This window comes from Variovorax sp. GW531-E2 (assembly GCF_059423125.1).
The window spans coordinates 167,495-182,238 of sequence record NZ_JBWKXQ010000004.1 but is presented as its reverse complement, the minus strand read 5'-3'; the positions used below and the strand labels follow the sequence as shown (position 1 = coordinate 182,238).

The 14,744-nt window shown below is 68.8% G+C and carries 12 protein-coding genes; 6 read left to right on the top strand and 6 right to left on the bottom strand.

Annotated elements, in window-relative coordinates; all coding sequences use genetic code 11:
* Positions 1 to 117 precede the first annotated feature (117 nt).
* Both AC07XP_RS04920 and argE read right to left on the bottom strand, forming a co-directional pair.
* On the bottom strand, positions 118 to 1,341 hold the full coding sequence (locus AC07XP_RS04920) for a DUF445 domain-containing protein (protein WP_492700240.1): 1,224 nt from the start codon (positions 1,339 to 1,341) through the stop codon (positions 118 to 120).
* A 28-nt stretch (positions 1,342 to 1,369) separates the two neighbouring features.
* Positions 1,370 to 2,536 carry an acetylornithine deacetylase gene (argE, locus tag AC07XP_RS04915; protein ID WP_495263984.1) on the bottom strand — a complete coding sequence of 389 codons (1,167 nt, stop codon included), beginning with the start codon at positions 2,534 to 2,536 and terminating at the stop codon, positions 1,370 to 1,372.
* Between the two features lie 110 nt (positions 2,537 to 2,646).
* Between argE and AC07XP_RS04910 the strand changes: the two genes are divergently transcribed.
* From AC07XP_RS04910 to AC07XP_RS04900, 3 genes are read left to right on the top strand one after another with little or no spacing between them, the layout of a single operon-like run.
* On the top strand, positions 2,647 to 3,840 hold the full coding sequence (locus AC07XP_RS04910; protein WP_495263983.1) for a glycerophosphodiester phosphodiesterase: 1,194 nt from the start codon (positions 2,647 to 2,649) through the stop codon (positions 3,838 to 3,840).
* A gap of 55 nt (positions 3,841 to 3,895) precedes the next feature.
* A complete protein-coding gene (locus tag AC07XP_RS04905; protein ID WP_447740328.1) occupies positions 3,896 to 5,098 on the top strand; it encodes a M20 aminoacylase family protein in 1,203 nt (400 codons plus the stop codon).
* Complete coding sequence (locus AC07XP_RS04900) at positions 5,095 to 6,189, top strand: M14 family metallopeptidase (protein ID WP_495263982.1); 1,095 nt, start codon at positions 5,095 to 5,097, stop codon at positions 6,187 to 6,189. Before AC07XP_RS04905 ends, AC07XP_RS04900 begins: the two co-directional genes overlap by 4 nt.
* Before the next feature lie 132 nt (positions 6,190 to 6,321).
* Here the strand turns inward: AC07XP_RS04900 and AC07XP_RS04895 are convergent, their stop codons facing one another.
* Positions 6,322 to 7,455 carry an ABC transporter substrate-binding protein gene (locus tag AC07XP_RS04895; protein WP_095950737.1) on the bottom strand — a complete coding sequence of 378 codons (1,134 nt, stop codon included), beginning with the start codon at positions 7,453 to 7,455 and terminating at the stop codon, positions 6,322 to 6,324.
* A gap of 58 nt (positions 7,456 to 7,513) precedes the next feature.
* Between AC07XP_RS04895 and AC07XP_RS04890 the strand changes: the two genes are divergently transcribed.
* The 3 genes from AC07XP_RS04890 to AC07XP_RS04880 are packed head-to-tail and all read left to right on the top strand — an operon-like array spanning position 7,514 to position 11,020.
* Positions 7,514 to 9,574, top strand: coding sequence for a molybdopterin-containing oxidoreductase family protein (locus AC07XP_RS04890; RefSeq protein WP_495263981.1), 2,061 nt, complete (start codon positions 7,514 to 7,516; stop codon positions 9,572 to 9,574).
* Positions 9,574 to 10,713, top strand: a complete 1,140-nt coding sequence (locus AC07XP_RS04885; RefSeq protein WP_354345374.1) for an aminopeptidase — start codon at positions 9,574 to 9,576, stop codon at positions 10,711 to 10,713. The genes AC07XP_RS04890 and AC07XP_RS04885 overlap by 1 nt, the downstream gene beginning before the upstream one ends.
* Entirely contained in the window at positions 10,706 to 11,020 is a 315-nt protein-coding gene (locus AC07XP_RS04880) for a polyhydroxyalkanoic acid system family protein (RefSeq protein WP_095743253.1), read from the top strand. Before AC07XP_RS04885 ends, AC07XP_RS04880 begins: the two co-directional genes overlap by 8 nt.
* An 11-nt stretch (positions 11,021 to 11,031) precedes the next feature.
* Here AC07XP_RS04880 and AC07XP_RS04875 read toward each other — a convergent pair whose 3' ends face one another.
* The 3 genes from AC07XP_RS04875 to AC07XP_RS04865 all read right to left on the bottom strand — a co-directional run bounded on the left by AC07XP_RS04875 (position 11,032) and on the right by AC07XP_RS04865 (position 14,725).
* A complete protein-coding gene (locus AC07XP_RS04875) occupies positions 11,032 to 11,769 on the bottom strand; it encodes an SDR family oxidoreductase (protein WP_495263980.1) in 738 nt (245 codons plus the stop codon).
* 296 nt (positions 11,770 to 12,065) lie between these two features.
* Entirely contained in the window at positions 12,066 to 13,592 is a 1,527-nt protein-coding gene (locus tag AC07XP_RS04870) for an FGGY-family carbohydrate kinase (protein WP_495263979.1), read from the bottom strand.
* Positions 13,589 to 14,725, bottom strand: a complete 1,137-nt coding sequence (locus AC07XP_RS04865; RefSeq protein ID WP_495263978.1) for an alcohol dehydrogenase catalytic domain-containing protein — start codon at positions 14,723 to 14,725, stop codon at positions 13,589 to 13,591. Before AC07XP_RS04865 ends, AC07XP_RS04870 begins: the two co-directional genes overlap by 4 nt.
* Positions 14,726 to 14,744: the final 19 nt, after the last annotated feature.

Here is a 14,744-nt window from a genome sequence, read left to right as displayed (position 1 = left end):
GTTGTGGATGCGGCAGTGCGCCCGCAGTCTAGGAGCCGGAGGAGGCCGCGCAGTCGCTCGCGGGACAAGACGCGGACTTTCGTCCGCTGCGGATAACCCGCAGCGCCCGGTGATTTTTCAGCCGCGCAGCAGCTGCGTCGCCGTGTGGATCAGCAGCCCCACCAGCCCGCCCACCAGCGTGCCGTTGATGCGGATGAACTGCAGGTCGCGCCCGATGTGGCGCTCGAGCTCGTCGGTCATCTCGTGCGCGTTCCACTCGCCCACGCGCTCCTCGATGTAGCGGCGGATGTCCTCGCGGTAGCGCTCGATGGCCGCCGGCGCCGCGGCTTCGAGCTGCTCGTTGATCCAGGCGCGGATGGCCGCGTCGTTCTGCAGCCGCTGGCCCAGCGCGCCGGCCATCGTCGCGATGCGCTGGCGGATGGTCGAGTCGGGGCGCCCCAGGTCGTCGTGCAGCCAGCCCAGCAATTCGCCCCACAGGCCGTGCAGGTAGTCGCCCAGCGCGGGGTGCGCGATGAGCTCGGCGCGGATCTGTTCGCCGCGCTGCTGGAACTCGGGGTCGAGCTTCAGGCGCACCACGAAGTCGTCCACGAAATGGTCGAAGCGCCGGCGCATCGGGTGGTCGGGCTCGGCCGCCAGTTCGGCCAGCGTGCGCGCGATGGCAGCCACGATCTTGCGCGTGGCGAGCTTGGCCGCCACCTGGTCCAGGCCCACGTAGCGCAGCGTCTTGATCTCGCGCGCGATGGCCTCGGTGATGTGCGCCTGCACCTCCTCGCCGTCGAGCAGCTCGGCCACCTGCTGCAGCACGTCGTCGAGCAGCGCCTGGTGGCGCCCGCCGGCCGTGAGCGCATCGAGCGCCTGGCCGGTGAGGCGCGAGAGGTCGATCTTGGCCAGGCCGGCCGCGGCGGCGCGGCCCATGAAGTCGCGCACCCGTTCGTCGTCGAAGGCGGCCAGGCCGTAGCGCGTGGCGGCCACGCCCCATTCGCCGAGCCGCTCGCCGCTGGCGGGCCGGGCCAGCCACTCGGCGATGCGTCCCGCCGCATCGAACTGGCGCAGCTTGGCCAGCACCTGGGCGGTGCTCAGGAAGTTGTCGCAGATGAAGCCCGCGAGCTTGGCACCGATGCGGTCCTTGTTGCTCGGGATGATCGCCGTGTGCGGGATCGGCAGGCCCAGCGGGTGGCGAAACAGCGCCACCACCGCGAACCAGTCGGCAATGGCGCCGACCATCGCGGCCTCGGCAAAGGCCGCCACGTAGCCCCAGGCCGGGTGCTGGCCGTGCAGCGCGCTGGCCAGCGCATACAGCGCCGCCGCCGCGCACAGCAGGCCGAGCGCGACGCGTTTCATGCGTTGCAGTGCGCCGCTGCCGGGGTCTTCAGCCAATGGTGTGCGAGGTCGCGAGGCGCTCCATGAACAGCTCGCAGCGCGCGAGCTGCTCAAGACTCACGAACTCGTCGGGCTGGTGCGCCTGCTCGATGCTGCCGGGGCCGCACACCACCGTGGGGATGCCGGCGTTCTTGAACAGGCCCGCTTCGGTGCCGAAGGCCACCAGCGTGGTGCGGTCTTCGCTGGCCAGGCGCTGCGCGAGCAGCGTGACCGGATCGCCGGCCGCGCCCAGGAAGCTCGGGATCTCGCAGATCGTTTCGAACTTGAAGCCCGCGTCGGGCGCCACCTTCTTCATGGCGGGCTCGATGCTCGCGGCGTACGCCAGCACGTCGGACTGCATGCGCTTGGCGTCGGCCGTGGGCAGGTCGCGGAATTCGTAGCGGAACTCGGCGTCGCGCGGCACCACGTTGTCGGCGATGCCGCCGTGGAACTGGCCCACGCTGGCGGTGCTGAAGGGCACGTCGAAACCGGCGTAGCGCGGCTCGCTGCGCTCGAAGTCTTCGGCCATGTCGCGCACCTTGCCGATCACGCGCGCCGCCATCTCGATGGCGTTGACCGATTTCGGCGTGAGCGACGAGTGCGCCTCCTTGCCGCGCACGCAGCACTTGTAGCGGTACACGCCCTTGTGGGCGATGGCCGGCACCATGCTGGTGGGCTCGCCCACGATGCAGGCCAGCGGCTTGATGCCGGCGTCGCGCATGTCGGCGATGAGTTCGCGCACGCCGAAGCAGCCGATCTCTTCTTCGTACGTGAAGGCGAAGTGCACGGCGAAGGGCGCGTCGCCCTCGAGGAAGCGCTGGGCGTTGGCCAGCGCGATCGCGATGTAGCTCTTCATGTCGGCCGAGCCGCGCCCGTACAGGCGCTCGTTCTGCACCACGGCCGACAGCGGGTCGACGCTCCAGGCCTGGCCGTCCCAGGGCACCGTGTCGGTGTGGCCCGAGAGGATCACGCCGGCCGGCTTGCCCTCGCCCAGCGTGGCGAACAGGTTCGCCTTGGTGCGTTCGGCGTTGTAGGTGATGCGGCTCTTCACGCCGAGGGCGGCGAGATGCGCCTGGGCGAAGTCGATCAGCTCGAGGTTGCTGTTTGCGCTCACCGTGTTCATGCGAACCAAGGTTTGCGCCATCAAGAGGCTCTGGGGAGAAAGCGTGTGCTGCATGCAACAGATTGTCCGGGAAGTTGAACGCCCGCGCAGATGGGTATCGGCGTTGTCACGCGCAGCGGGTAGCCTGCCTCCTCTTTTTTCTTTGTTTGGATGGAGAAGACAACATGCGCATGTCCCTGCAGATCACCCTGACCGCCGCGGCCGCCCTGAGCCTGGCCGCCTGTGGCACCACCGGCCCGGCGGCGAACAAGCTGCTCACGCTGGACGGCAACCCGCCGCTGGTCATCGCCCACCGCGGCGCCTCGGGCTACCTGCCGGAACAGACGCTGGAGTCGTACGCGCGCGCCATCGAACTGGGCGCCGACGTCATCGAGATGGACCTGGTCTCCACCAAAGACGGCGTGCTCATCGCCCGCCACGACCCCAACCTGGCGATCAGCACCGACGTGGCCAAGCACCCCCGCTTCGCCTCGCGCAAGAAGACCATCCAGGTCGACGGCGAAACCCAGACCGGCTGGTTCAGCAACGACTTCACGCTGGCCGAGATCAAGACCCTGGGCGGCATCTCGACCGACGCGGAGCGTCCGCAGGAATTCAACGGCAAGTTCAAGGTCGTGACCTTCCAGGAGATCATCGATTTCGCCAAGGCCAAGACGAAGGAGACCGGCCGCACCATCGCGATCTACCCCGAGACCAAGAACCCGACCTACTTCCGCGATCTTGGCATGCCCATGGAAGACAAGGTCATCACCGCCATCAACGCCGCCGGCTGGAACAGCAAGACCGCGCCCATCTACGTGCAGTCGTTCGAGCCCGGCAGCCTCAAGTACATGAAGAGCAAGGGCCTGAACACCCGGCTCATCCAGCTGATCGACGGCGACGGCATCGACATGAAGACCGGCGCCATGACCTACGCCGTGCCGGTCGACCGCCCCTACGAGTGGACCAAGGCCGGCGACAAGCGCAACTTCGACGTCATGGTCACGCCCGCCGGGCTGGCCGAGATCAAGACCTACGCCGACGGCATCGGCCCCTGGAAGCGCTACATCGTGAGCGTCAAGGGCACCGTGGGCGCCGACGGCAAGGTGGTGGACGTCAACAAGGACGGCAAGATCAACGACGCCGACGCCACCTCGACGGCCCCCACCACGCTGATCGCCGACGCCCACAAGGCGGGCCTGTTCGTGCACCCCTTCACGTTCCGTAACGAGTCGCGCCGGCTCGCGTCCGACTACAACAAGGACGGCAAGAACGAATACGCGGTCTATTACAAGCTCGGCGTCGATGGCGTTTTCACCGACTTCACCGACACCGCGCTGGCCGCGCGCGCCGAGTACCTGAAGAGCATCGGCCGCTGAGGGTTTGCCCGGCACGGTCTTTGCGGCGCTGATCGCAAAGCCTAGACTGTGTCCTATGAAACTCATCGACTCGCTCGTCACGCAGGCGGCCGGCATCGCGGCCGTCCGGCGTGACCTTCATGCCCACCCTGAACTCTGTTTCGAAGAAGTCCGCACCGCCGACGTGGTGGCAGGCAAGCTCACCGAATGGGGCATTCCCATCCACCGCGGCCTGGGCACCACCGGTGTGGTCGGCATCGTCAAGAACGGCACCAGCAACCGCGCCGTCGGCCTGCGCGCCGACATGGACGCGCTGCCCGTCACCGAGCTCAACACCTTCGCCCACGCCAGCCAGCACCACGGCAAGATGCACGCCTGCGGCCACGACGGCCACACGGCGATGCTGCTCGCGGCGGCCCAGCACCTGGCCAAGCATCGCAACTTCGACGGCACCGTCTACCTGATCTTCCAGCCGGCCGAAGAAGGCGGCGGCGGCGCGCGCGAGATGATCAAGGAAGGCCTGTTCGAGCAGTTCCCCATGGACGCCGTCTTCGGCATGCACAACTGGCCCGGCATGAAGGCCGGCCAGTTCGCCGTGAGCCCCGGCCCGGTGATGGCCTCGGGCAACAAGTTCCATGTGAACGTGGTCGGCAAGGGCGGCCACGCCGCGCTGCCGCAGACCGGCATCGACCCGGTGCCGATCGCCTGCGAGATCGTGCAGGCCTTCCAGACCATCCTCACGCGCAAGATGAAGCCGACCGATTCGGCGGTGATCTCGGTCACCACCATCCACGCCGGCGAGACCAACAACGTGATCCCCGACAACTGCGAGCTGTCGGGCACCGTGCGCACCTTCTCGCTCGAGGTGCTCGACATGATCGAGGCCAAGATGAAGCAGATCAGCGAGCACATCTGCGCCGCGCACGACGCCACCTGCGAGTTTCGCTTCGAGCGCTACTACCCGCCGACCATCAACACCGAGGCCGAGGCTGACTTCGCGCGCCGCGTGATGGGCGGGATCGTCGGCCCCGAGAACGTGCTCAAGCAGGAGGCCGCCATGACCTCGGAAGACTTCGCCTTCATGCTGCAGGCCAAGCCCGGCGCCTACGCCTTCATCGGCAACGGCGACGGCTCGCACCGCGACGTGCACCACGGCGAAGGTCCGTGCACGCTGCACAACGCCAGCTACGACTTCAACGACGACCTCATCCCGCTGGGCGCGACCTGCTGGGTGCAGATCGCCGAGCAGTTCCTCCAGCCCGGCGGCACCGCAGCATGATCGGCATCGGCGAGGCCTTTTCGCCGCGCTACGCCCAGGCGCGCCAGAAGTTCCTGCAGGGCTGCGTCAGCGCCGGCCTCACGGTCGAGCCGCACGCGCACCCGCTCAAGGGCCGCGACGGCGAAGAGCTGTCGATGGACGTGGCGCTCGACGGCGATGCCAACGCCGAGCGGCTGCTGGTCGTCACCAGCGCCTGCCACGGCGTCGAGGGCCACTGCGGCAGCGGCGTGCAGGTGTTCGCGCTGCACGACGCCGAATGGCGCGAGAAGGCCAAGGCGCAGGGCGTGGCGGTGCTGTACGTGCATGCGCTGAACCCGCACGGCTTTTCGTACGGCCGCCGCGTGACGCACGAGAACGTCGACCTGAACCGCAACTTCCTCGACTTCTCGAAGCCCGTGCCGGTGAACGAGCCCTACGCCAAGCTGCACCCGCTGCTGCTGCCCGACACCTGGCCGCCGACGCCAGACAACCAGGCCGCGATCGAGAAGTGGATCGACAAGCACGGCGCCACCGCCTACCAGGCGGCGGTGACGAGCGGCCAGTACCAGTTCGACGACGGCCTGTTCTTCGGCGGCAAGGCGCCCACCTGGAGCAACAAGACGATCCGCAGCGTGCTGCGCCGCCATGCAGGCCACGCGAAGCGCCTGGCCTGGATCGACCTGCACACGGGGCTCGGCCCCAACGGCCTGGGCGAGCGCATCTTTGCCTGCCGCGACGACAAGGTCGCCTATGCCCGCGCCAACGCGTGGTGGGGCACGCCGGCGGCGCCCGTCACCTCGATCTACGACGGCTCCTCGACCTCGGCGCTGCTGCGCGGGTTGATGTGGGACGCCGTGTACGAAGAGTGCCCGCAGGCCGAGTACACCGGCATCGCGCTCGAATACGGCACGCTGCCGATGCTCGAGGTGACCGGCGCCCTGCGCGCCGACCACTGGCTGCACAAGCACCCCGACGCGCCCGCCGACCTGGCCGATGGCATCCGCGCGCGGATGGTGGAGGCGTTCTATACGGACAGCGACGCCTGGCGTGGCCAGATCGTGAGCCAGGCGCGGCAGGCGATGTTCCAGGCGGTGGACGGCCTCTCCGCCTGACCGCTTCCCAGCGCTGCATCCCGTGCCCAGGACACTGGGTGCTTCCCGCAGCGAAATAAAGGGGGAGGCCGCAGGCCGGAGGACATTCGCGGAGGGAAGTACCCGGTGGCCTGGGCACGCCCCCTGGACAAACTAGGTCCGCACCCGCCCATCCCCCGTCAGCATCGACAGCTCGACAAACTTCGAAGCCACATGGCTCTTCGAAGAGAACGACACCTCGAAGCCACCGAACTGCTGCCGCTCGATGCTTTCCAGCCCCGCGATCAGCCCGTCGCGCGTGCCCTTGCCGCCCGGTGCGCGGCGCAGCCCCTCGGTCAGCACCTTGGCGGCCAGGTAGCCTTCCATGCTCGAGAAATTGGCGCTCGCGCCGCCGCCCGCCTTGCGCACCGCTTCGGTGAACTCGCGGGCCAGCGCATTCGCCTGGTTGTAGGGCGAGGGCACCACCTGCGTGACCATCACGCCCGCCGCTTCCTTGCCCAGCTCGTCCGCCAGCGCCTGCGTGCCCACGAACGAGAGGTTGAAGAACACGCCGCCGTAGCCCGCCTTGCGCATCTCGCGGATGAACGCCGCGCAGGCCTTGTAGGCACCCACCTGCACCACCGCCGCCGGCTGGCTCGCCATGATCGTCTTCACGGCGGCGGCCACGTCGGCCGAGTTGCGCTCCACCGTGGCCAGCGCCACGGGCTTGAGTTCCTGCTGGGCCAGTGCCAGCGTCACGCCGTCGAGCCCGGCCTTGCCGTAGGCGTCGTTCTGATAGAAGACCGCGATCTTCTTCATGCCCAGGTGGGTGAGCTGTTTCACCATCAATGCCGTCTCGTCGTTGTACGAAGCGCGCAGATGGAACACGTTGCGGTGAAAAGGCTCGCGCAGCGACATCGCGCCCGTGAACGGCGCGATGAACGGCACCTTGTCCTTCACCGCCAGCGGCAGCGCGGCCAGGCTGGTCGGCGTGCCGATGTAGCCGAACAGCGCGAACACGTCCTCGCCGATCAGCTTCTGCGTGTTGGCCGCGCAGCGGTCGGGCTCGTAGCCGTCGTCCAGATTCTTGATGACCACGTCGCGCTGGCCCGGCTGGGCGTTGTACTGGTCCAGGAACAGCTTGGCGCCCTGGTGGAACTGGATGCCCAGCTGCGCGGCCGGCCCCGTGAACGGCGCCGACTGGCCCAGCACCAGCGGCGTGTCGCCCTGCGCCCGGGCGATGCCGAAGCCGCCCAGCGTGGCGGCGGCCGCCGTGGCGATCGAAAAATGCCTGCGATTCAATTGCATCGTCATGGTGAAATCCTCCCTCTGCCCTGTGTGTTGATACTCAAATTAGACTTGTCCGATGGCCCACGCAACGGATTCCTTCCTCGACACGCCCGACGCCACCGCACCCTCCACGGTGCTGGGCGCCTGCCCGCACGATTGCCCCGACACCTGTGCGCTCGTCACCACCGTCAAGGACGGCGTGGCGGTGAAGCTGCAAGGCAACCCCGCCCACTCGCACACCGGCGGCGTGCTGTGCACCAAGGTGTCCCGGTACATCGAACGCAATGACCATGCCGAGCGGCTCGTGCAGCCCCTGAAACGCGTCGGTCCCAAGGGCAGCGGTCGCTTCGAGCCCGTCTCGTGGGAGACGGCATTGGACGACATCGCCGCGCATCTTCGGGGATTGCAGTCGGAACCGGAAGCAATTCTCCCCTACAGCTATGCGGGCACCATGGGCCTGGTGCAGGGCGAATCGATGGACCGGCGCTTCTTCCACAAGCTGGGCGCCTCGCTGCTGGACCGCACCATCTGCTCGATGGCGGGCGGCGAAGCCATGGTCTACACGCTGGGCGCCAAGGTCGGCATGCGCATCGAGTTCTTTGCCGAGGCCAAGCTCATCCTCATCTGGGGCAGCAACTCCATCGCCAGCAACCTGCACTTCTGGCGCCACGCCCAGGCCGCCAAGCGCGCCGGCGCACGGCTGGTGTGCATCGACCCGCGCAAGACCGAAACCGCCGACAAGTGCGACGAGCACATCGCACTGCTGCCCGGCACCGACGCCGCGCTGGCGCTGGCGCTCATGCACGAACTCATCGTGCACGACTGGCTCGACCACGACTACATCGCCAACCACACGCTGGGCTGGGAGCAGCTGCGCGAGCGCGCGCTGCAATGGCCGCCGTCGCGCGCGGCCGAGGTCTGCGGCATTCCCGAGGCACAGATCGTCGCGCTGGCCCAGGCCTACGGCACGACCAAGCCGGCCGCGATCCGCCTGAACTACGGCATGCAGCGCGTGCGCGGCGGCGGCAACGCGGCGCGCGCCATCGCCTGCCTGCCGGCGCTGGTCGGCGCCTGGCGCGACCGCGCGGGCGGCCTGCTGCTCAGCAGCTCGGGCCACTACCCGGTCGACCGCGCCGCGCTGCAGCGCCCCGACCTGCTGGCCGGGCGCAAGCCGCGCACCATCAACATGAGCACCATCGGCGATGCGCTGCTCGACACCGCCAGGCCGGTGAAGGCCGTCGTGGTCTACAACAGCAACCCGGTGGCGGTGGCGCCCGAGTCGGCCAAGGTGGTGGCGGGCTTCGCGCGCGAAGACCTGTTCACCGTGGTGCTCGAGCAGTTCCGCACCGACACCGCCGACTACGCCGACTACCTGCTGCCCGCCACCACGCAGCTCGAGCACTGGGACATCCACTGCAGCTACGGCCACACCGACGTGCTGCTGAACCGCCCGGCCGTGGCGCCGCGCGGCGAGGCCCGCAGCAACGCCTGGGTGTTCCGCGAACTGGCGCGCCGCCTGGGCTTCGACGAGCCCTGCTTTTCGGAGAGCGACGAGTCGCTGTGCCGCACCGCTTTCGCCGAGAAGGCGATCGACTTCGACCAGCTGCGCGCCCAAGGCTTCACCAGCCTGAGGCTGGCCGAGGCGCCGTTCGCCGAAGGCACGTTCCCTACGCCTTCGGGCCGCTGCGAGTTCTTCAGCGAGCGCCTGCAGGCCATGGGCATGGACGGCCTGCCCGACCACGTGCCCAACTGGGAGCCGGCCGGCAGCTCGACCGAGTTCCCGCTGGCGATGATCTCGCCGCCGGCGCGCAACTTCCTCAATTCGACCTTCGTCAACGTGACCAGCCTGCGCGCGATCGAGGTCGAGCCGCTGCTCGAGATCCACGCCGACGACGCCGCCGCGCGCGGCATCGAGGACGGCGCCACGGTGCGCGTGTTCAACCAGCGCGGCGAGCACCGCTGCCGCGCCGAGGTGTCGCGCCGCGCGCGCCAGGGCGTGGTGCACGGCATGGGCATCTGGTGGCGCAAGCTCGGCATGGACGGCACCAACGTCAACGAGCTGACCAGCCAGCGCCTGACCGACATCGGCCGCGGCCCGACCTTCTACGACTGCCTGGTGCAGGTCGAAAAGGCGTGATGCGACGGCTGCGCGCGCCCGCGCTGGCATTGGCCGGCGCGCTTTTCTTGAGTGGCTGCGCCGACCTCGGCTACTACTGGCAATCGGCCAACGGCCACCTCGACATCCTGCGCGCGGCCAAGCCCGTGCCCGAATGGCTGGCCGATCCGGCCGTGGGCGCGCCGCTCAAGGCCAAGCTCGAACTCGCGCAGCGCATCCGCCGTTTCGCATCGAGCGAACTCGGGCTGCCCGACAACGCCAGCTACACCTCGTACGCCGACCTGCACCGCCCCGCGGCCGTGTGGAACGTGGTGGCCGCGCCGCCGTACTCGCTCACGCTCAAGAGCTGGTGCTTCCCGGTCGCGGGCTGCGTGGGCTACCGCGGCTACTACGACGAGGCCGCCGCGAAAACCGAGGCCGAGGCGCAGAAGACGAATGGCCTCGAAGTGGCCGTGTACCCCGTGCCGGCCTACTCCACGCTGGGCTGGATGAACTGGGCCGGCGGCGATCCGCTGCTGTCCACCTTCATCGGCTACCCCGAGGGCGAGCTGGCGCGCCTCGTGTTCCACGAGCTGGCGCACCAGGTGCTCTATGTGCCGGGCGACACCGTGTTCAACGAGTCGTACGCCACGGCCGTCGAGCGCATTGGCGGCGCGATGTGGCTGCAGCGCGAAGCCGGCGAGGCGGCGCGCGCCGAGTACGCGCAGTTCAATGCACAGCGGCAGGACTTCCGTGCGCTGGCGCTCAACACGCGCCGCGCGCTCACGCAGGTGTACGAATCGCCCGAAGCCAAGGCCAAGGACTGGACGAAGGTCGAGGCGCAGAAGCAGGCCGCCATGGCCGACTTCCGCGAGCGCTATGCCGCGCTGAAGGCGGCATGGACCGGTCCGCGCCAGAACGCCTACGACGGCTGGGTGGCGCGCGCCAACAACGCGGCCTTCGGTGCGCAGGGCGCCTACGACGACCTGGTGCCGGGCTTCGAAGCCCTGTTCGAACGCGAGGGCCGCGACTGGCCGCGCTTTTACACTGCGGTGCGGCGCATTGCCGCGCTGCCCACGACGGAAGAGCGCCGCAGCGCCCTGCAGGCCGCCACGGGTATCCTGCACACCCACGCGCGCCAAGGCCGCACACACAACGACAACGGAGACGACGGTGCCTGACATCCAAATCGAACGCAACCACACGCTGGGCATTGCCGGCGCCCGCGAAGTCGCGCGCCAATGGGTGCATCAGGTCGAGCAGGACTACGGTCTCGAATGCACCTACACCGAGGGCACCGACTGCGACCGGGCCCAGTTCAGCCGCGCGGGCATCGACGGCACGGTGGAGGTCACGGCCGACACCTTCCGGCTCGAGGCGACGCTGGGTTTCCTGTTCAGCAGCTTCAGCGACCAGATCGAGCAGAAGATCTCGCGCAACCTCGATGCGCTGCTCGCCGAACCGCAGGGCGGCACCCGCTTCGCCTGACGGGCGACGGTCTAGACGATCGTGTAGCCACCGTCGATGGGCAGCGCCACGCCGCTGACCATCGCCGCACCGTCGGACAGCAGGAACAGGATCGGCGCGACCACTTCCTCGACCTGCGCGAAACGTCCCAACGGAATGCTCTTGAGCGCTGCCGCGCTTTTGGCCGGATCGGACCACGCCTGCTCGGCCATCGGCGTGAGCGTGACGGTCGGGTTCACGCTGTTCACGCGGATGCCGTGCGGCCCGAACTCGAGGCACAGCGCACGCGTGACGGCGTCCATCGCCGCCTTCGAGGCGCTGTAGCAAAGATGGGCATCGAGCGCGACCAGCGAGGCCTGGCTCGACACGTTGACGATGCTGCCGCGCACGCCGGCCGCGATCATGGCCCGGCCGCAGCGCGCGGCCACGAGCGCTGCGGCGCGTGCGTTGACGGCCATCACGGCGTCGAAGCTCCTGGCCTGCAGGTCGATGGCGCGCTCGATGCGTGTGGTGCCGGCGCAGTTCACTACGAGGTCGAAGGCGGGCAAGGGGGCGAGCGCTTTTTCCAATGCTAGGACGTCGGCAACGTCGAGCGCCAAAGGCAGGCAGCCGGACTCGGCCTGCAATGCTTCCAGTGCGTCGGCGTTGCGGCCCACGGCGGTGACCTGTGCGCCTGAATGGGCGAGCTGTGCGGCGACCGCGCGGCCGATGCCGCTGCTGGCGCCTGTCACGAGGGCGCGCTTGCCTGAGAAGTCGTAGGTGGGTGTCATGGTGTTCTGCTCATCAAAGGTTGTGGTTCAGGGCGTGTGCACAGGCCACCGGGTACTTCCCTTCGCGAATGTCCCCCGGCCTGCGGCCTCCTCCTTGATTTCGCTGCGGGAAGCACCCAGTGTCCTGCGCACGGGAAGCGGCGCTGGTGTGCAGCTGCTCAACGACCGCACTGCCCACGCTCACGTCGATGCGGTGCCTTGCGCAGCGAAATCAAGGAGGAGGGGCGAAGCCCCGGGGGACATTCGCGGAGCAAGGTACCGCGTCGGCGGGAGCGTCGCCCTGGACAGCGCATGCCTCATCCCAACCGATGCATCGCATCACGCAACGCCGGGTACAGCGAGGTGTAGATATCGAAGCGCTCCCGGTAGACCGCCTGCGCCGCAGGCTCGGGCCGCGCGCGCTCTACCAGCGTGACCCAGCCACGCTCGGCGGTGGCTGCATCGACCAGCCCGGCACCGAGCGCCGCGAGCATCGCCGCGCCGAGGGCGGCCTCGACCTCTTCCTCGATCGTGAACACGCGGTAGCCCGTGACGTCCGCCACGATCTGCATCCACAGGTCGGAATGCGCGGCGCCGCCGACCACGATGAGGCGGTCGTCCAGCGGTTGGCCGCTGCGTCGGCCGGCCTCGATGTTGTGCTGCAGCGCGAAGCTCACGCCTTCGAGCACGGCGCGGTACAGGTGGGCGCGGCTGTGCGCGAGCGAGAGGCCGAGGAAGGCGCCCTTGGCTTGCGCGTCCCAGATCGGGCTGCGCTCGCCCATCAGGTAAGGCAGGAAGACCAGGCCGTCGGCGCCGGGCGGCACCTCGACCGCGCGGCGTTCGATGAGGGCGTGCGCGTCTTCGCCGGTGCGCGCGGCCTCGGCCACTTCGGCCTGGCAGAAGGTTTCGCGGAACCAGGTGACGGCAGCGCCGGCCGTGATCGCACCGCCGAACACGTAGCTGCGGTCCGCGCCGCGGTAGACGTGCGGCATCGTGATGAGCTGGTGGCGCGCGTCCACGGTCGGGCTCACGAAGCCCCAGCACATGCTGGTGCCGATCATCGCGACATGGTCGCCGCTGCCGGTGACGCCCGCGCAGAAGGTGGCCACCGCCGCATCGACGCCGCCGGCCATCAGCGGCATGCCTTCGCGCAAGCCCAGCTGCGTGGCCCACTCGGCGCTCAGATGGCCCACTACCTCGCTCGATTCGACGAGCCGCGGCGGCATCATGCGCGCCGGAATGCCGAGCATGTCGAGCGCCTGCGCCGACCAGCGCCGCCGCGCCGCGTCGTACACGCCGCCGATGTTCCCCGCCGAGCTGTGGTCGACCGCGAGCTGGCCCGTCAGCCGCCAGTTGATGTAGCTGTTGGGCGGCAGGAAGTGGTGCGTCTTCGCCCACACCTCGGGCCGGTGCTCGCGCAGCCACAGCATCTTGGTGAAACCGTAGTAGCTGTCGACGCCGTTGCCCGTGATGGCCTGCAGCCGCGCCACGTCGACCGTCGCGTTCACCGCGTCGACCTCGGCGGTGGCGCGGCGGTCCATCCAGATGAGGCAAGGGTGCAGCGGACGCATGGCCTCGTCGACCGGGATGCCCGCGCCGCCGTAGAGGCTGCTCACGCACAGAGCGGCGATGTCGGCGGCAGCGACGCCGCTTTGCGCCACGCAGGCACGCACGCTCTCGCACACGGCGTCGAACCAGACCTCGCAGTCCTGCTGCGCCCACAGCGGCTTCGGCGTCTCGGGCTGGTAGGCCACGCTGGCCTGCGCATGCACCTTGCCGTCGATGCCGACCAGCAGGCACTTGGTGCTCTGCGTGCCGATGTCGACGCCGACGACGTACTTCATGACACTGCGCGGGGCTGCGGCTTGAGCAGCACCTTGATCGAATCGAGCGAGTTGGCCAGCGCGAAGGCGTGCTCCCATTCGGTCAACGGAAAGTCGTGCGTCACGATGCCCTTCGACGTGACGAGCCCGCGCGCCAGCAGGTCGATGGCGACCGGGTAGCAATACGGGCCCAGGTGCGCGCCGCGCACGTCGAGTTCCTTGCGGTCGCCGATGATCGACCAGTCGGCACTCGTCTCCGAGCCGAACACGCTGAACTCCACGAAGCGGCCGAGCTTGCGGATCATGTCCAGGCCCTGCGTCACGCCGATGGGCGCGCCGGTGGTCTCGATGTACACGTCGCAGCCGTAGCCTTCGGTGAGGCCCTTGACGATGGCGTCGGCGTTCTCGGTCTTCGGGTTGATGACGACGTCGGCGCCGTACTGCTTCGCGAGTGCCAGGCGCTCGGGCACGAGGTCGATCACGATGAGCTTCTTGGGCGTCTTCAGCGCCGCCACCTGCGTCATCATCAGGCCGAGCGGGCCGGCGCCGGCGATCACCACCACGTCGTCGAGCTGGAGTTCGCCGCGGTTCACGGTGTGGATCGCGCAGGCCAGCGGCTCGATGATGGCCGCGTCTTCCAGCGAGATGCCGTCGGGGATCTTGTGCACGCGCGAGGTCGGCGGCAGGCGCATGTAGTCGGCCATGCCGCCATCGGCCACGACGCGCTGGAAGCCGAAGATGTGGTGGACCTCGCACATCCAGTACTTGCCCGAGGTGCAGAAGCGGCACTTGCCGCAGGGCACGATCTGCTCGGCGATCACGCGGTCGCCCTTCTCCACGCCGAAGTGCTCCGCCGCGCCTTCGCCCAGCGCCTCGACGTAGCCGAAGAACTCGTGGCCGGGGATGACCGGCGCCTTGACCCACGAGGGCTGGCCGTCGCCGCCCCAGAACATCTTCGCGCCCGAGTGGCACTTGCAGTCGGAGGCGCAGATGCCGCAGGCCGCGATGGAAATGAGCAGTTCGTTCGGGCCTATGGTGGGCATCGCGACGGTTTCGAGCCGGTAGTCCTTCGGGCCGTGGCACACGACGGCCTGCATGGCGGCGAGTTCGCCGATGGCGCCCGTGGCGCCGGGTTGGAGCTTTTGATAAGACATGGATTCCTTGGGATCGGGA